Source organism: Acetobacter sp. DsW_059, from assembly GCF_002153695.1.
Lineage (GTDB): Bacteria > Pseudomonadota > Alphaproteobacteria > Acetobacterales > Acetobacteraceae > Acetobacter > Acetobacter thailandicus.
This window is the reverse complement of sequence record NZ_JOPI01000023.1, coordinates 26,122-44,363: the sequence shown is the minus strand read 5'-3', so window position 1 is coordinate 44,363 and position 18,242 is coordinate 26,122. Positions and strand designations below refer to the sequence as shown.

13 protein-coding genes are annotated in these 18,242 nt (G+C 52.2%); 3 read left to right on the top strand and 10 right to left on the bottom strand.

Annotation, left to right across the window (positions count from 1 at the left end; genetic code table 11):
• Window positions 1–4: 4 nt before the first annotated feature.
• The 10 genes from HK25_RS05765 to HK25_RS05720 all read right to left on the bottom strand — a co-directional run bounded on the left by HK25_RS05765 (window position 5) and on the right by HK25_RS05720 (window position 13,644).
• Window positions 5–1,183 carry an efflux RND transporter periplasmic adaptor subunit gene (locus HK25_RS05765; protein ID WP_086635599.1) on the bottom strand — a complete coding sequence of 393 codons (1,179 nt, stop codon included), beginning with the start codon at window positions 1,181–1,183 and terminating at the stop codon, window positions 5–7.
• A 255-nt stretch (window positions 1,184–1,438) separates the two neighbouring features.
• Entirely contained in the window at window positions 1,439–2,830 is a 1,392-nt protein-coding gene (locus HK25_RS05760; RefSeq protein WP_086553575.1) for a sugar porter family MFS transporter, read from the bottom strand.
• Between the two features lie 248 nt (window positions 2,831–3,078).
• The gene (gene rodA / locus HK25_RS05755; protein ID WP_086635598.1) at window positions 3,079–4,227 is read right to left on the bottom strand and encodes a rod shape-determining protein RodA; all 1,149 of its coding nucleotides are present in this window, start codon (window positions 4,225–4,227) and stop codon (window positions 3,079–3,081) included.
• A 3-nt stretch (window positions 4,228–4,230) separates the two neighbouring features.
• Window positions 4,231–6,150, bottom strand: coding sequence for a penicillin-binding protein 2 (mrdA, locus tag HK25_RS05750; RefSeq protein ID WP_086553522.1), 1,920 nt, complete (start codon window positions 6,148–6,150; stop codon window positions 4,231–4,233).
• Window positions 6,151–6,169: 19 nt separating this feature from the next.
• Entirely contained in the window at window positions 6,170–6,736 is a 567-nt protein-coding gene (locus HK25_RS05745; protein WP_086553521.1) for a rod shape-determining protein MreD, read from the bottom strand.
• A 15-nt stretch (window positions 6,737–6,751) separates the two neighbouring features.
• A complete protein-coding gene (gene mreC / locus HK25_RS05740; RefSeq protein ID WP_086635597.1) occupies window positions 6,752–7,657 on the bottom strand; it encodes a rod shape-determining protein MreC in 906 nt (301 codons plus the stop codon).
• Between the two features lie 164 nt (window positions 7,658–7,821).
• The gene (locus HK25_RS05735; RefSeq protein WP_086553519.1) at window positions 7,822–8,868 is read right to left on the bottom strand and encodes a rod shape-determining protein; all 1,047 of its coding nucleotides are present in this window, start codon (window positions 8,866–8,868) and stop codon (window positions 7,822–7,824) included.
• Window positions 8,869–9,081: 213 nt separating this feature from the next.
• The gene (locus HK25_RS05730; protein ID WP_086553518.1) at window positions 9,082–10,656 is read right to left on the bottom strand and encodes a 2-isopropylmalate synthase; all 1,575 of its coding nucleotides are present in this window, start codon (window positions 10,654–10,656) and stop codon (window positions 9,082–9,084) included.
• A gap of 291 nt (window positions 10,657–10,947) precedes the next feature.
• The gene (locus tag HK25_RS05725) at window positions 10,948–12,453 is read right to left on the bottom strand and encodes a hypothetical protein (RefSeq protein ID WP_086635596.1); all 1,506 of its coding nucleotides are present in this window, start codon (window positions 12,451–12,453) and stop codon (window positions 10,948–10,950) included.
• A 129-nt stretch (window positions 12,454–12,582) separates the two neighbouring features.
• Window positions 12,583–13,644 carry a COX15/CtaA family protein gene (locus tag HK25_RS05720; protein ID WP_086635670.1) on the bottom strand — a complete coding sequence of 354 codons (1,062 nt, stop codon included), beginning with the start codon at window positions 13,642–13,644 and terminating at the stop codon, window positions 12,583–12,585.
• A 118-nt stretch (window positions 13,645–13,762) separates the two neighbouring features.
• Here HK25_RS05720 and HK25_RS05715 point away from each other — a divergent pair, with 118 nt between their 5' ends.
• The 3 genes from HK25_RS05715 (at window position 13,763) to HK25_RS05705 (ending at window position 18,152) form a co-directional block, all read left to right on the top strand.
• Window positions 13,763–14,473: a TVP38/TMEM64 family protein gene (locus HK25_RS05715; RefSeq protein WP_143216337.1), complete on the top strand. Its 711-nt coding sequence runs from the start codon at window positions 13,763–13,765 to the stop codon at window positions 14,471–14,473.
• A 109-nt stretch (window positions 14,474–14,582) separates the two neighbouring features.
• A complete protein-coding gene (locus HK25_RS05710) occupies window positions 14,583–15,851 on the top strand; it encodes a multidrug effflux MFS transporter (RefSeq protein ID WP_086553516.1) in 1,269 nt (422 codons plus the stop codon).
• Between the two features lie 75 nt (window positions 15,852–15,926).
• Window positions 15,927–18,152 (top strand): response regulator, encoded by a 2,226-nt coding sequence (locus HK25_RS05705; RefSeq protein ID WP_086635595.1) that lies wholly within the window; start codon window positions 15,927–15,929, stop codon window positions 18,150–18,152.
• Window positions 18,153–18,242 lie beyond the last annotated feature (90 nt).

Below are 18,242 nucleotides of genomic sequence, written 5' to 3'. Positions count from 1 at the left end.
GAGGTCAGTGTCCTCTGTTCAGGTTTTCTGTGGTTTCTGGCTGTGCTGAGGCAACCTCAGTCGGCTTAACGTGGCCGCCAGGTTTGATTTTTTGCAGGCCTGTTACCACAACGCGGTCTCCGTCCTGCAGACCGGCTGTTACAAGCCAGTTGTCACCAAGAGCCTGACTGGTCTGAATTTTGCGACGCTCAACCGTATCGTCCTGTTTGATAACCCAGACTTCAGGGTCACCATGTGAGTTATGGCTGACAGCTTTTTGCGGGACCAGAATGCTGTTGGGGTCTGTACCTTCTTCAAGCTGGGCATGAACATACATGCCCGGCAGGAGCAGCTTTTGTGGGTTAGGCATAATAGCACGGATGACAACAGAGGAGGTCGAGGTATTGACGTTAACCTCAGACAGCGCCATGCGCCCTTTAAATTCGTAAGCCGAATTATCCTCAAGGGTGAGAGAGACAGGCACCCGGCCATCGGGCTGACGTTTCAGGCGGCCTTCAGCCAGCTCGCGCTTCAGGCGCAGCAGTGTGATGGCCGGCATATTCACGTCAACATAAATCGGGTCAAGGCGCGTAATGGTTGCTGTGTCGTTGGTCTGATTGGCAGTAACCAGCGCACCAACAGTAATCAGCGTACGGCCGATACGCCCTGTAATGGGCGCATTCATTTTTGTGTAGTTCAGGTTGACCTGTGCGCTCTCAACCTGACCTTTTGCATTGAGAATACGCCCCATAGCTTCTTTTTCAGTGGCCAGAGCATCGTCATATTCCTGCCGGCTGACAGCGTGGTCTTTTACCAGGTTGCGGTAACGGTCAAGCTTGGCGCGGGCTGTGATTTCAGCTGCCTCTGCCTCTTCCAGGAGACCTTTTGCTGTGGTGTAGGCTGCCTGGTAGCGTGAGGGGTCGATCTGATAAAGCTGCTGGCCAGCAACAACGTCAGCCCCCTCAATAAACAGGCGTTTTTGTATAATGCCGGTTACCTGAGGGCGTACCTGTGCAATTTCAAAAGCATCAGTACGACCAGGCAGGCTGGTGGTCATGACCACCGACTGGGTATGCATGGTTACGTAATCAACGCGTTGTGGCGGCATTGCCCCTGACTGAGTGCTTTTACGTTCACATCCTGCCAGAGCAAGCAAAGCAACAGCAGAGGCCAGAAATGGGCGCAGGGGAGTATAGGGAGTCATCACTCTGGCGAATCCTGTCTTTAAAAAACAATATGTGCGCAGGAACCCCGTTGAACGGGGTCGGGGGATGGGGTGCTTTGCAGCTGGGGAAACGTTAATAAGGAATAAAATGAATATTCTACCGTTTCACGTTAGCGACGATATAGAATTTGTTCAGAATGTGTCAAGGGTATGGTTGTAAAATGTTATTATAACATATTGATATTTATATATATTTTAAATTTTTTACCGGGGTTTCCCCCGGCGTAAAATAGGTTACTGACCTATATTTCTTAATTTTTTACCCATCATCAGGTTTTTCTCAATCTGCTCCAGAGAGACATCATTCGTTTCAGGGACATAGAGCCAGGTCAGGAGCAGAAAAAGACCATTGAGCCCGGCCATCAGAGCAAAAGTACAGCCGCCGCCCAGCCCGTTAAGAATGCTGAGGAAAGACAGCCCGACGATCATGTTGGAGATCCAGTTGCTGAGTGTTGAAATGGTAATACCGAGGTCACGCCCCTTCATGGGCTGAATTTCAGAGCACAGCACCCACATGAGCGGCCCGGCGGACATAGCGTGTGCGCTGATAAAGATCATCACAAAGAATACGCACATTATGCTGGCGGTCTGGGTTTCCATGCCTGTTATATTCAGCCATGACAGGCCGGCCAGAGAGAAAACCATGGTGGCAAAGCCACAGTACAGAATAGGCTTACGGCCCCAGCGGTCTACAAGACCAATGGCTGCCAGCGTTGCAAGCACATTAACAAATCCGACAACAGCCGTGCACCACATCTGAGATTCGCCGACAAAGCCTGCCAGAGCAAAAATTTTGGGCGCATAGTACATAATGACGTTAATGCCGGCGAACTGCTGCATGGCCTGAAGCAACACACCCAGAGCAACTGAGCGACGAAAGTTAGAGTTGCTTTTCAGCAGAGAAAAACCACCTTTTCTTGACGTCAGCTGTGCTTCAATTGAGCGGATTTCTGCGGCCGTATCATGTGAATCAGGGCGAAGGTCTTCTAACACGCTGTGTGCTTCTTTTTTACGCCCCTTCATCATCAGCCAGCGAGGGCTGTAGGGAAGAAAAAGAACGCCGATGACAAATAAAACGCCCGGTATAACAATAACACCAAACATCCATCGCCACTGCGCATGATAAGCGAATAATGTATCACTGATAAAAGCGACCAGAATACCAACCGTGATCATCAGCTGGTACGTGGCGATCATGGCGCCGCGTGTTTCTTTACTGGCAATTTCTGAGAGATAGAGGGGAGAGGTAAAAGCTGCAATGCCGATGGCAAGCCCCATGAGTCCACGGTTTACAATCATGCTCATGACTGACCATGACACCGCGCATCCAAGAGAGCCGAATATGAAGATAATACCGGCGATAACAAGAGACCATTTGCGGCCTGTAATACGGGCCAGCCACCCTGCCAGAATAGCCCCGATAGCCGCACCGGCCATCATGCCACTGACAATCCATTCCTGCTGCATGGTCGAGGCATGAAATTCGCGTGAGACGAAATCAAGCGCTCCTGATATCACACCGATATCCAGCCCGGACATAAGCCCGGCTGTTGCCGCCAGTATGCCAATGACAGCACTTTTTACGGTAAAAGAGGACTCTGAAGAATCAGGGGACGTTTCTGGCATATTACAAGATTTTCCGTGCAGCATTATTATTCTTTATCAGACTATGCCGTGAGGTAGATCGCTGGCCCTTAAGGTGGGGTGTTATCTTATTTCTTACCACGGCAGTCGGGGGTTTTTATCACATCGGTGTGATAAAAGGGATATATTTTTCTCTGGTTTTAGCAGCCGTTAAAGATTGCTTACTCTCAGTGAGTAATCTGTTTACAGATATACAGGTCTTCTTGTGTGGCAGGGGACCGGCCTGGTTTTTAGTCAGGCTCGCTTTCTCCAAAGCGGGAATCACGATGCACCCATGTTGAGAGTAGCAGGCCAAAACCCATCATAACGTTGAGCATTGCTGAACCACCGTAAGACACAAGAGGCAGGGGAACACCACCAACAGGGATCGCTCCCATGACCATTGAGAGGTTGACCAGGCAATAGAGAAAGAAGTTGACGCTGATCCCCAGTGCGACAAGGCGGCCAAAGCGGTTGCGACTGCGTATGGCCATGAGCATACCGCCAAGGATAATGATAAGCAGCAGGCTGATAACTGTTAATGCACCGGCATAACCCCATTCTTCCGCGATCATGGTGAAGATGAAGTCAGTCTGTTTTTCAGGCAGAAAGTTAAGCTGCCCCTGAGAGCCTTTGAGGTAACCCTGTCCCCACATGCCGCCTGATCCCAGCGCAATTTTTGACTGGATAATATTATAACCTGCCCCAAGGGGGTCGCTTTCGGGGTTAAGAAAGGTGGTAATCCGGGCGCGCTGATAGTCATGCAGGTGACTGTAGGCAACTTTAATCAGATAAGGGACGGGGAGTATAAGCAACACAATCTGCCATAGCCTCATGCCCGCAGCGAAGAAAAGAGCTGCCCCGATACCACCAATAATTGTTGCTGTGCCGAGGTTGGGCTCTTTAAGTACCAGCACAACAGGCAGCAGAACAATAAAGGCCGGGGGCAGCAGCCAGAGTGGGTTGCCCATCTGCCTGTGGTTCAGACGATGGAACCATGCAGCCAGAACAAGCACCAGAGCTATTTTTGCATATTCAGAGGGCTGAACCTGTACGCCGCCAATAATAAGCCAGCGTTCAGCCCCCTTGCCAACATGTCCCATGTGCAAAACAGCTGCCAGCAGAGCAACAGAAAAAATATAAAGAGGCCACGCGGCGCGTATCAGCACTTTGGGTGGCAGCATGGCAATGGTGATCATCATCACCAATCCCACAGCAAAACGTGCGGCCTGAGGTGCTGCAAACGGGTAAGGGGCTCCGCCGGCAGCAGAGTAAAGTGTGATATATCCTGCAGCAGCAAGTGTGCAGATCAGCAGAACGTAAAGCCAGCTGATACGCCAGAGTTTGGATAAAAGCCGAAAGCTCGGTTCGGCGCGCAGCAGACGTTTGTGAAATTTCATAGTCTATTGTGTGTCTGATGCGTCAGCAACACGCTCAGGTGGTGGTGTGATGTGGTTTGCCGGGTCGCGCAGAAGTGTGTCAGTCATGATATCGCGTGCCAGCGGGGCCGCGGCTTCTGCACCTGCGTTACCGTGCTCAATAACGACCGAGACTGCATATTGTGGATTATCGTAGGGTGCAAAGCAGATAAACAGGGCATGTGGCCTGTATTCCCACGGCAGATTGGCCGAGTTGAAGTGTCCGCTTTCACGCAGCGCCCGCGATACGCGTCTGACCTGAGCCGAGCCGGTTTTGCCGGCCATCATAACACCCGGAATAGTCAGTTTTGCTTTGGGGGCTGTGCCATGGGGTTCATTCACCACGGCAAACATGCCACTACGCAGCGCAGCCAGCCCGGCAGCGGGCATATCAAGTTCCGGCCAGTGTTCGGCCGTTGCCTGAGGGCCGGTTTCGTCATTCAGAGAGCGTACAAGGTGGGGTTGCACAGCCCGCCCTGTTGCCAGGCGCGAGGTATAGGTTGCCAGTTGCAGGGGGGTCACCTGCACAAATCCCTGGCCAATCCCACTGACAATGGTATCGCCGCCATTCCAGTGGTGGTGGTGTGCCTGTCGCCAGGTCGGGGTCGGGATGAGGCCGGTGCGGGTATGTGGCAGCTCAATATCAAGCGGAGTGCCTAAGCCGAAGCTGTGGGCGGTTTCTGCAATATGGTCCATGCCGATGCGGCGTGCCATCTCATAAAAATACACGTCGCAGGAAAATTTAAGGGCCTGGTGCAGGTCAAGTGACCCATGCCCCCATCGTGACCAGCAGTGAAAGCGCGTGCCGCCTACGTCCAGATGACCAGGGCAGAAGACCCGGTCGGAAGGAGAAATGAGACCAGCCTTCAGGCCTGCCATGGCAACCGCAGGCTTAAAAGTTGAGCCCGGAGGGTACACACCGGCAACTGCTTTATTGATCAGAGGGGTTCGTTCGTTGTTGATCCATTCAAGCCATTGTGTGTGACTGACACCACTATCGAAGAGTGAGGGGTCGAAAGAAGGTGTGCTGGCCATTGCCAGCACCTCACCATTGCGGCAATTCATGACAACGGCAGAGGCAGTCTGATCACCAATGCGACCAAGAACTGCATGCTGCAGCACGCTGTCGATTGTCAGGCCAATTTTCGTCCCTGATGTACCTTCAGCCCGGTTCAGCTCAGAGATAACCCTGCCGACTGAGTTAACCTCCATTTCGACAGAGCCTGCTGTGCCGCAGAGTGTTGTGTCCTGGCTTTGTTCAATACCAGCACGCCCGACACGCATACCAGGCAGAGCCAGCAGGGCTGACCGTGCGACATCGCGCTCGTTGGGGGGCGCAACATAGCCGATAATATGGGCCAGAGACTCACCTTCAGGGTAGACGCGCCGTGTGCCGACATCGATCAGAACACCAGGGAGCGAGGGCGCATTAAGCTCAATGCGGGCCATCTCATCCCATGAGAGAAAGTCTCGCAGCATAACCGGGACAAAACGACGTTTATGGCGCATTTCGCGCAAAATGCGGGCACGGTCATGCTCATCAAGTGGAATGATAGTTGAAAACCGCTCAATCGTGCCGTTCACATCTGTCGTTTCTTCGGGCAGCAGAAGGGCGCGCCAGTTTTCCTTATTACTGGCAAGCGCTACGTTATAGCGATCGACAATATGGCCTCGCGGTGGTGCCAGGTAGCGTTTGCTAACCCGGTTGCTTGCAGCCATGCGTGCATATTTATCGCCATTTTCAACCTGCAGGCCATAAAGTTTTCGGGCCAGAAGCCCCAGAGCGCCAGTTTGCAGGGCCATAATCAGCAAGGCCCTGCGCGTAAAAATACCGCGTGAGGGGTCTTTCTGAGTTTTGGCAGGCATAAGGCGCTTTATATCGCGCTTACGGCGTTTGAACCTCATGATGCACCATCTTTCTGCATCAGATATCTTCCCGGTCGTTGAACTTCTGGATAACCCAGGAGAACAGAACCGAGAGAGCAGGGTAGAAACCAACGCACAATGTCGCTTCGAATAAAGCCGGGGACAGTGTCAGGATGTGTAGTCTGAACAGGCAGGCAAAGCTCCATTGTAGCAGGCAGACACCGAGGGCAATAAAAGCGAATATAAGCCATGATAGCAGAAAAGGCAGGCGTGTAATGCCAAAACGTGAATAAAAAGCGACACTATGAACAAGTAAAAGGAGCAGCGCACTAACCCCCAGCGGGGTGAAATTGACAAAGTCCATAGAAAGGCCAAGTAAAAAAACCACCGGGCTCGTCATAGAAGAGGGGTGCCACGCTGACCAGAAAAAAACAGTTGTGATCATAAACGCAGGCAGAATTTCAGTAATGCCAGGCACAGGCAGAGGTGCCGCGCAGATAATAATGATGAAAAAGCAGAGAATACCTGGCAGCAATCGCCGTGCACCGTGGTCCAGCCTGCTCCAGATGGTCTGATGAGGCTGAATTTCTGCTTCCCAGGAGTTCCGGGAGGAATCGGGCTTCATGAGTGTATTATGCCCTTATCCCTGGTTAAAAAGCTTAGTAAACGGAGGCTCCTGAGTTTTATGCGACGGTGCCAGTGGTACGTGACCTGGTGCATCGGGAGCTTCAACCTGAGCCTGACCAAAATTAAAAATGCGTAGCAAAACAAGATGATCAAGCTTTGCGTAGGGTATAACGACAGGTCGTCCCGGCATAATATAATGGACTGTACCAACAGGCAGGCCTGCGGGAAAAGCACCAGCCTGGTCGCCTGTGACGACACGCTCTCCTTCCAGCGGGTGTATGTCCTGCGCATAATACATGAGTTTGGGCATAGGGGAGTTATCGCCTGCCATTATGGCAGGGGCATGGCTTGATTCAAGCAGTACCGGCAGGCGGCTTGAAATATCGGTAATCAGCAATACACGGGCTGAATGAGCGCCGGTTTCTGTTACACGCCCTGCCAGCCCGTTAGCTGCGAGAGCAATATTGCCTGCTTTTACACCACTGTCTGCTCCCGCAATCAGCAGGACAGCACGCGCATAAATACTGCCGCTATCTGCAACGACTCGTCCCGTGACAAAGGTTGGAGCGTCTTCGGGAATCCAGTGCAGGGCCGTTTTGAGTGAATCGTTTTCTCTGGTCAGAGAGACTGCGACATCATACCACCGGCGTAAATTCTCATTCTCTGTTCTGAGGCGGGTATTTTCCGAGGCGAGATGGCTGGCTTCATGTAAGGCCGATGTGACAGCAATGGCGCGCTCTTCCGCTGCGGTCACAACCGACCACACTGGGGCCAGAGCATCGGCCACACACATACGTACCTTCTCGCTTCTTTTGCGATCAGCCTGACCGGCAATTATAATACCGGCAGAAAGAAGAATGAGTGCGGGGAGCGTAAGCCTGTTCAGGGCCTGGCGGAGCTGAATGGAGACAGGAATCACGGTTATACAGCCCCACTGTATCGTAAAGTGCAGACACGCAGGAGGGGAAGTCTCCTCTGTCTCATGGTTTACGATACATCCTTTCTGTCACGCAGGCCGAAGAGAATAGTATTAATCGTCAGAGAATCTTGTTTCAACAGAACTCCCCGACGATACTATAGTAATTAGTACATCGATGTCAGCACATTCTGGAGGCGTTTCATTTCTTCCAGTGCGCGCCCGGTGCCCAGAGCAACACATGAGAGAGGGTCTTCGCCAACTGTGACAGGCAGACCGGTTGACAGACGCAGCACATCGCTCAGACGGTAAAGCAGAGCACCGCCCCCGGTCAGCACAATACCTTTGTCGACAATATCCGCTGCCAGTTCAGGAGGGGTGTTTTCAAGTGCTGTATTCACAGCATCAATGATCTGGCTGATCGGCTCCATCAGGCTTTCAGCAATCTGTGCCTGAGAGACCTGTACCTCGCGGGGGACGCCGTTAATCAGGTCACGCCCTTTGACATCAAGCCAGGGGCCCTGGTCATCCGGGTCGTCGGGCATCATGGCTGACCCCAGTTTTATTTTAATGCGCTCGGCAGAACTCTCACCAATAAGCAGATTATGTGTGCGCCGGATGTAGGAGATAATGGCGTCATCCATTTTGTCGCCACCAACGCGTACAGAGCGGGCATAAACGATGCCACCCAGCGAGATAACAGCAACCTCGGTTGTGCCGCCGCCAATATCGACAATCATGCTGCCTGAGGGCTCTGTCACAGGCAGGCCGGCCCCGATAGCTGCAGCCATAGGCTCTTCGATCAGGAATACACGGCGTGCACCAGCACTTTCGGCACTCTCCTGAATGGCGCGGCGCTCAACGGCTGTTGCTCCTGAGGGTACGCAAACGATAATCTGCGGGCTGGTAAAGGCCCGGCGATTATGCACTTTGCGAATGAAATGTTTGATCATTTCTTCAGCAACATCAAAGTCGGCGATAACACCGTCGCGCATCGGGCGAATAGCAGTAATATTGCCCGGTGTACGGCCAACCATCAGCTTTGCTTCTTCCCCGACCGCCAGGACCTGCTTTTTGCCTTTAATTTCGGTAATCGCAACGACTGACGGTTCATTAAGAACGATGCCGCGCCCTTTAACATAGACAAGAGTGTTAGCAGTACCCAGGTCAATTGCCATGTCAGCGGACATGAGACCTAGCAGACGAGATAACATCCAGGACTCCTGGTTTAAGGGCCGCACTATGTGATCGTAACAGCAGAGTAGTGAGGCCTTTTTCTCTGCATGGATCAGATTAATTCATATGAAGGAGGGATTACCTATGCAGCACCTGAGGCACAAGACCTTTTCGGCAAGAAACATTACGAAAAAACATTAACAATTGTTTTCTATACCGGGGGAGAGGGCTTCGCCCCCGGTATAATCAGCTCAGACTGTAAGTGCTTCTGGCTCCGTACGGTCACGTTTGATCAGTAATTTGTTCAGTGCATGAACGTAGGCCCGCACGGCAGAGACAACCGTGTCTGCATCAGCGCCCTGGCCATCAACCATTTTTCCGTCTTCTTCAAGTCTGACTGACGTACGGGCCTGAGCATCTGTTCCTTCAGTTACAGCAGCGACTGAGAACAGCGCCAGCCTGGCATCGTGTGGAAATGCAGCCTGAAGTGCATTAAACGCGGCATCAACCGGACCGTTGCCAATTGCCTGGCTTGTGATGACCTTGCCTTCAACATTAAGCGTCAGCTCAGCGTCAGAAGGCTGACCAGAGACAGAGGCAAGTTTCAGATGTTCAAAACGAATATGTGCATGGTCACGTACTTCGTCGTCTACCAGAGCGATGATGTCTTCATCGTAGACTGCTTTTTTTCGGTCTGCGAGGTCTTTAAAGCGTGAGAAAGCATCGTTCAGCTTGGCATCATCCAGGCCATCGTAACCCAGGCTTTTCAGCTTATCACGGAAGGCTGCACGCCCTGAGTGCTTGCCCATGACCAGTGATGAGCGGGTCCAGCCAACGCTTTCAGGGGTCATGATTTCATAGGTTGCGGCATTTTTCAGCACCCCATCCTGATGGATGCCGCTCTCATGAGCAAAGGCATTACGGCCAACAATGGCTTTATTCGGCTGCACGTCAAAGCTGGTAATGGTTGCCAGCATACGTGACACCTTCAGCAGGTCAGGTGTGTTGATGCCCGTTGTGAACGGGTACTGGTCGTTGCGGGTGCGCAATGCCATAACGATTTCTTCAAGAGCGGCATTGCCGGCACGTTCACCAATGCCATTAATAGTGCATTCGATCTGGCGTGCGCCACCTTCGACACTGGCCAGTGTGTTAGCAACGGCCAGGCCAAGGTCATTATGGTTATGAGCTGAGAAAATTACCTGATCAGCACCGGGTACGCGCTCACGCAGCATAGAAAAAATACGCAGCATGTCTTCCGGCGTAGCATAGCCTACGGTGTCGGGGATGTTGATAGTTGTGGCACCGGCTTTAATAGCAGCTTCAACACAGCGACACAGAAAGTCAGGGTCTGTGCGGGAGCCGTCTTCGGCTGACCATTCAACGTCGTCTGTCAGGTTACGGGCTGCTGTATTACCGGTGGTAATCAGCTCCAGAACAGTTTCCGGCTCCATCCGCAGTTTATATTTCATATGCAGCGGAGAGGTGGAGATAAAGTTGTGGATACGTTTGCGTTCAGCCTGAGCCAGTGCCTCACCTGCGGCGGCAATATCTTTTGCTCCACCTGTGCGGGCCAGGGCGCAGATGACAGACCCTTTCGTGTGTCGGGCGATCTGATTAACGGATTCGAAGTCCCCTTTTGAGGCGACCGGAAAGCCTGCTTCAATAACATCCACACCCAGTGTGGCCAGAGCTTCAGCCATACGCAGTTTTTCAGCCAGGTTCATTGAGAACCCGGGAGACTGCTCGCCATCACGCAGGGTGGTGTCGAAGATGATGACGCGGCTTGCGTCTATTTTGCCGAAAGAGGGGTGATCGAATGACATGAGAAATGTCCTTGTAAACGGATTCTGAGTTCGGAAAGCAGGCTACAGTTCACTATCCCCTAAGCGTGACGGCACGAGGCCGCTGTGACCGCTCAGGGGCAGATAAGTCGTAGGAGGAGGTCCGAAGTCAGAGTCGCGCGTTTCGCCTGCGCCATTATGGCACACCACATCAGGTCAGCGGCGAAAGGGACGGAATTCATGCGGGTGACCATATAGGCATGATGAGCCGAAGGCAACTCAGTTTCTGGCGCGAAATGATGTAAAAGCAGCGTGATTATATTGAAGTGAGAGTTATTCTTTACCCTGTTTAAGAGCTTTCTCTGTTCTGAACTGCCAGATTTTCTCGAATAACAGGTTCGTGCTTGTCGTGAAGGCATGGTTCATAGTGCTGTTTTTTACGTGCCATAAAGATGAGGTCATTTCCTCATTATGTCCGACAAGAAAGGGGCAGGTCGTGACGATTTTCAGGTCATCATGTGCTTCAAGGTAACGGTCAATCGTGTTGTGTCCGACATCAGGGTTTGTTTCATCCCACTCTGCGATCAGTGTCAGTGCATTGCGTGAATAGACATTGCACACCATGCCGACCATGCGGTTAAGCAGAACACATTGCCGTCCGTCTGCCTCAAACACTGAGGAGATGGTGGCGTCAGGGTGCAGGTCAGAGATGAAGGCCGAAAAGACATCCCACCTGCAATGCTCCTGGCGGATTTTCAGAGCAAAGCTGAGAATATCTTCGGGGTTCATCCCTTCTGTAAACTCAGCATCATCTTCAAAAATAAGAGCCTGTTCGACCCCGGCCTCAAGTAGTTTTTTGGCAAGGTATTTAAAGCTGCAGGCAGCCCCGACCCACCCCGGTGTGGCACGCAGACCAGGAAACACCAGCGCGGCAGAGGTTTTGCTTTTTAATAATTCATGGCGTTCAAAGGTTTCGGGCAGGCTGAGTGCAATAAGCTGAGTTTTTATTTCATGCTGCGCGCATTGATCATAGAGGGCTGAGAAATCTGTTGCTCCCAGAGCCATCATCAGGCGACAGAGAAAAAAGTGAAAATCACCTTCACTACCGGGTTCTGGCACATAAAATACTGAGGGGTAGGTAATGCCCTGCTGTGCAAGAGCTTCTATCTCCTGCTGTGATTCTGCCAGTACGGCCCGTGAGTCTTTTAACATTGCTACATAGTTCTCAGGCAGCGAACCTGGTGTAAATGCTGGCTGCACACATATCCGGCGGGTAGCGGGAGGAAGTTCCTCAAACTTTTGCGGGTCAATGACAAAGCAGAACTGTGCTGTGCAGATATCTGGCATGGAGCTGATAGTCTCAGCTTTAAAGCCAGCAGCCGTCAGAGCGGCACTAAGTGCGCGTGCCATGCCGGATGTATCATCCGGTCGGGAAAGAATGAGGATAGCGCCTGGAGTATATGCGCAATCTTTAACGGAGGGACGTGTTACCCCTGCCTTTTTTAACGGAGTGCGGATGTCAGCAAAGCGGCCTGTCGCGAGAAGCTTTGCAAAGGTCAGCCCCTTATGTGCCAGTCGGGCTATTACTCTGAGTGGTGCTGTCAGCCGCCATGATGATGAGGCCTTCAGGCTCGCCAGTGCATGGCGTGAGGCCTCCGCCTGCTGGTGCAGGCTCTGAATTTCAGCCTGAAGATCGTTTATTCTCTTGTTATGTGAGGCTTCCTGCTGGTCGCAATGCCGGGAGATCTCTCTGACGCGAGTTCTGTAAAAAGAAAGATTTTGCCTGACTGTCAGAGCATTTTCAAGGAGAGAGGTCAGGTCAGACGTCTGCTTATCCAAGAGGAATGCTCCCTGCTTTTATGTGCTGTCTCTGTTCGATACACGATGGCCAGGTAGCAGGTAAATATGAGGGTGCTGGCCTGTGCCTTCTGGCTGTATCGGTCTGGCGAGGTGAGGCCCCCCTGAACGTTAGCCCGAGAGAGCCTGTCTGTCGCGCAGGCTATGCAGCACAAAGAGCATAACCCCGAGCAGAACTGCGGCAAAGGTCTGGTGCACAGCCCCGGCCCATACAGGCACCACCAGCAGCAATGTCGTCACGCCAAGGGCATATTGTATCAGCACAGCCCACCCCAGTAGCATCATACCATTATGGGTGCGACTCCCCACGCGAAATGCTTTGAGCCCGATGGCCAGGGTTGATAAAATTGTCAGTGCGGTCAGAGTTGCCAGCAGCCGGTGGTCAAACTGCACAGCTGCGGTGTTGGCAATCCAGTTCATCCACATCGGGCTTAATGCAGAATAGGTTGTGGGTATAAGGTGCCCCTCCATTAGTGGGAAGGTATTATAGGCAAAGCCTGCATGTGTACCTGCTGTAAAGCCACCGGCAATAATGGTCAGGCAAATCAGTCCCATCCCAAATTTCAGCATTACACTTGCCAGCCGTGCAGGAGCTGAGGGCTCAGCTGAAGTTTCAGCAGCAGGGGCAGGCCAGCGGACAGAAAATGCTGTCCAGAGAATAGCGACATATAAAATCAGAGCAGCACTCAGGTGCAGCACCAGCTTAACAGGTTCGACAGCTGTGCTGCCAGGGCGAAAGCCTGAGGCCACCATAACCCAGCCAATACCACCCTGAAGACCACCCAGAATGAAAAAGATAAAAAGCCTGATACCCAGAGCCCGGGTGATCATTTTTTTATAGATAAACAAGCTGAGTGGCAGAATGAGTACCAGGCCCATCAGGCGGCCCCAGAAACGGTGAATCCACTCAGCCCAGAAAATTTTCTGAAAACCAGCCAGACCAAATCCTTCATGCTGAAGATGATATTGGGGAATGGTCTGATAGAGTGCAAAAAGCCTCTCCCACTCGGCATGCGACAGAGGTGGAATAAAACCGCTGACAGGCTGCCAGTCCATAATTGACAGGCCCGAACCAGTCAGGCGGGTTATGCCGCCAATGGCTATCATCCCCAGAATCATAAAGCTCAGAACAAAGAGCCAGCCAGAAATTAACCGGCGATGATGGGGGGCCATATCGGCAGAACGGAGCGGAGAAGAGGACATGGCAGCCTTTGTGTCATCAGGATGATATCTGTTTGAAGGGTTTAAACCCTGCTTGCGGGTTCCTGCAAGAAAATGCTAGCGCCGGTGCATGACGTTTGTTTCGCCCACCTTCATGCAGTCCGTTACAAAAGTTCTGCGTCCCGTTATTATGCTTGGTTTGCTGGCGGCGGGCGCTGTGATGCTGCGCCATCTGCCAGGTTTTGATCATATCTTTAGCAGCACAGAGCTTTTGCGGCACGGATTCAGAGGGCGGTGCCTCTTTATATGTGGTGCAACCTTGTGGTGTGCGTTTGGTCTGCCCCGGCATATTGCTGGTTTTGCTGCAGGCCTGGCCTACGGGCCGGCCGAGGGTATCTGGCTGACAACTATAGCTTCGTGTGCCGGGTGTGCCGCTGGTTTTTACTGGTCACGCCTGGCAGCGCCTGGATGGGCGCGGGAAAAAATGGGGCAGTATTTTAGCCGCATTGATGTGCTTGTAAGGCAGGAGCCTTTTCTGAGTGTGCTTACTCTGCGCCTTTTGCCTGTAGGATCCTCATTGTTGCTGAATATTTTTGGTGGCGTCTCAGGTATGAGGTTTTTCCCTTTTCTGGGGGCGACAGCTCTTGGGGGGCTGCCTCAGAATCTGGTTGCTGTTTTACTTGGTGCTGGTGTTCGTTTTGATGCCGCATGGCAGGCTGTCGCCGGAGGCGGGTTATTCGTTTTGTCTGCTGTGCTAGGTGTATGGTTGTGGCGTGGCTCGCGTCTGGGCAGGCTGGTTTCACCTGAAAAAGAAGTCTTTCCTCGCGATGAGAGGCTATAATCAGGTGCTGACGGTTTGTTTTACTTAAAAAATATCAGGAAAGCATAGTGTAATGCTTTCAGTTGCCTTGTTTGTAATTGCAAATTTTTGTTAATTTCTGGAGTGCCGTATGGCTTCTGCTTCCACATCACAAAAAACGGCGACAGGTCATCCATTTGGTGAAAAAATACCTGGCTGGCTGGTGTTGCTGCTGGGGTTTCTGACGGCTGTTGGCCCGATTTCAACAGACATTTATCTGCCTGCTTTCCCCGCTATGCAGCAGACGTTGCACACAAGTGCAGGCAACGTGCAGCTTACACTCTCCATCTGGTTTGTCGGTCTTGCCATTGGGCAGCTCAGTGTTGGCCCGCTTTCTGACCGGTTTGGCCGCAGAGGTCCCCTGCTGATTGGTTGCTTTATTTATGCTCTGGCTTCGGCTGTCTGTGCGTTTGCAACTGATATTGTGACTTTTTCTGTTGCGCGTTTTGTCGCATCTGTCGGAGCTTCTGCCAGTCTGGTTATTCCAACCGCCTGCGTCAGAGATGTGGTGCCAGATCGTAATGCCGGAGCAAAAATGATGTCACGGCTGGTTATGGTCATGGGGGTTGTGCCTATTCTGGCTCCCATGCTGGGGGGGCTGGTTGTGGCGGTAACCTCCTGGCGGGTTATTTTCTGGGCTTCGGCCGCTTACGGTGCTTTTTCGGTTTTTTTCGTTCTTACTCTGCTGCCTGAAACACTTCCGCCAGTGCGTCGCAATACGCTGTCAGTCGAGACGCTGCTTGGGCGTTATGCCATGTTGCTGGGTAATCGTCCGTTTAGTTCACATGCATGGATTACCGGCTTTTCGACTTTTATGCAGTTCAGTTACCTGACTGCTGCCTCTTTTGTGTTCATTAAAATGTATGGCTTTACGCCATTGCAGTTTTCGATGCTTTTTGGCTTTTTCTCAGTGTTTATGATTGGTGCCTCACAGGTTAATGGTATGCTGGTCGGGCGCATTGATGCTGGCAAACTGTTAGGCATTGCAATTAAAATTGCGGTGGCTGGTGCGGCTCTTCTGGTTGCTGTCGTGATCTGGACCCAGTATTACGCATCCCCTCAGATACGGCCATATTCTGTGCTGTTTATTATCGGTGCTATGCTGCTGACCCTGGCACCAACCGGCATTATTTATCCTAATGCAATGATGGGAGCACTGGCTGACCATGCAGCTCTTGCCGGAGCAGCAACGGCGCTTGCAGGTACAATGCAGTATGTGCTGGGTGCTCTGGCTGGTGTTGTTCTGGGGCAGTTTTCTGCGGTTTCGGCTTTGCCAATGGCCTGCTGTATGCTGTTTGGCACCGTGGTTATGCTGGTGATTAGTTTTTTTCGGCCAGATGCACAGAAAGATCAGGTATAAGCAGAAATCTGTATCTCTGATGCATTTTATCTAACACATGATGGTATGACACCAATGAGAAAGAGCCGATAAATTATGGCGCGGCATCCGGCGAGACGAGCTCATATTCTGGCACTGATTGGTGCAGGTTTGTTAATTGTTACCTTTGGTACTATGAGTATCGAGCTTGGTAACGAGATGGCCCGCCGGGGGAATATTGACCGCCAGAGCACAACGGCGGGCAGTTATCTGCGCACGTTGCACCGTGCGACGAGCCGTGCGCGTATTTGCTATTATGCCTGGCTTGCCCGGAATAAGCCTGATGATGCCAGTTGCTACAGCAAAGCAATTGGTGAGCTCGAAAACGCTTTATCTGATTATAGCTCTTTCAGGTCGGTTCAGGAGCGTGTCGGCGCTAATCGTATTGAATCACTCAATATGGTAGGGCAAAATTTGCAGGCTATTGCGGCCTGGCCCTCAGGTGTTACAGAAATGCCTCAGGGGGGTGAGAGCCTTCTTTCCGCTCTTGATGAAAATCTGTCAGTTCTCAGTCGGGTCAGTACCCTTAATCAGGCAGGGCGTGTGGCAGATATGCTGCGTAACACGGGCTGGCAGCGGCGTTTGTTGCTGCTGGGTGTTCTGACTGGTGTGCTCAGTCTTATTGCTGCTGGGTGGGTTCTTGACCGTTCTTCACTTGTCGCAGCCAGGGCTGAGGCCTCATCACGTGACCTGGCACTTCGTCTGCGTGCAACGCTCGACAGCCTGAGCCTGGGCATGGCTGTGTTTGGTGCTGACGGGCGCCTGTGGCACTGGAACGAACAGCTGTCTCTGATCCTCGGGCTTAAGAAAGATTTTCTGAAGCTGGGGCTGCATTATGATGAGCTGAATGCTGTGCTGGTCGCCGGCAACATGTCTTTTCTTGAGCCTTTTGGCCATATTAAGCCCTTTCTCGACCGAGGTGAGGATGTTCCGCCCGTCCTTACAGAGTGTAAAGGCCCCGATGGTGCTGACCTTGAGGTGTGTCGTACGTTTTTTTTCGCGGCAGATGGTGCCGCATCGCGCCATGGTTTTGTGCTGACAATTGCAGATATCAGCCTGCGTCTGCGTAGTGAGCGTGCACTGGGTGAAGCGCAGAAACTGCGAGCCCTCGGGCAGCTCACAGCAGGCATTGCTCATGATTTTAAAAACCTTCTTACGGTTATTCTGGGTAATCTTGAACTGGTTACAGATTATGAAGGACCTGAAGATATTGCACGTCGTCAGGAGTATATTTTTGCAGCTACCCATGCCGCCCGTCGCTCAGAGGCACTGACCGGACAGTTATTAAGCTTTATGCGCCGGCAGACCACGAAGCCGGATTCCCTTATGTTTTCGGATTTGTTCTCTTTTCTTAACGGGTTGCTGGCCCGTGTTATCGGCTCTCATATCATGGTTGAATGTTGTGATGTGGCTGGTGTCTGGCCTGTCAGAGCTGATCCTGCCCAGCTTGAAAGTGCTGTGTTGAATCTGGCCATCAATGCGCGTGATGCCATGACAAAGGGCGGTAAGCTCAAAATCGAAGCCCGTAATGTCGTGTTTGCTATGAACACAGATCTGATGAGCTTGCCACTTGAGGAGGGTCGCCACCGACGGGTGGTGTCAGACCCGACGCCGCTGCCTGCCGGTAACTGGGTTCGTCTTGATGTGACAGACACAGGCAGCGGTATGACAGACGACGTGCTGCATCGTTTGTTTGAGCCGTTTTTTACTACCAAAGGGGAGGGAGCCGGGACTGGCCTGGGGATGCCAATGGTTCTGGCCTTTTCACAGCAGGTAAACGGTCGTGTGATGGTTGAGACCGGTACAGGCCATGGTACGGTTGTATCACTCTGGCTGCCTTGTGCTGCAACAACCTGTAAGCTTGAAGAGACAAAAGTTTTGGTTGCAGACACGGCGGTAAAAACTGAAGCCTGCCAGGCCCGTGTTCTTGTTGTTGAGGATGATGCCGCCATTCGTGATATCGTTGTCACAATTATGCAGATGGCAGGCCATGAAGTTCTTGAGGCCGAAGATGGTAAGCAGGCGATAGAAATTGCAACACAGCAGGAGAAGCTCGATCTGCTGATTACCGATATCCAGCTTCCGGCACCGTTTGATGGTCTTGCTCTGTCACAGGTTCTCTCCGGGCAGCATCCGGGGCTGGCTGTGGTGTATATGTCGGGTGAGCTGACATCTGAGAGCGCAAGTCTGCCAGGTGGTGTTGAGGGAGCCTCTTATCTGGCCAAACCTTTCAGACGAAAGGAACTGGTGCAGGCTGTTGCAACAGCTCTGAATAAAAACTAACAGCTTTGACTGGGTTTCTCTTGCCTGATGACCATGTGGCGGGGTAGAGCCTGTGCCGGCTTGGCCTGCCCGCAATTGCGATGGCGGGAT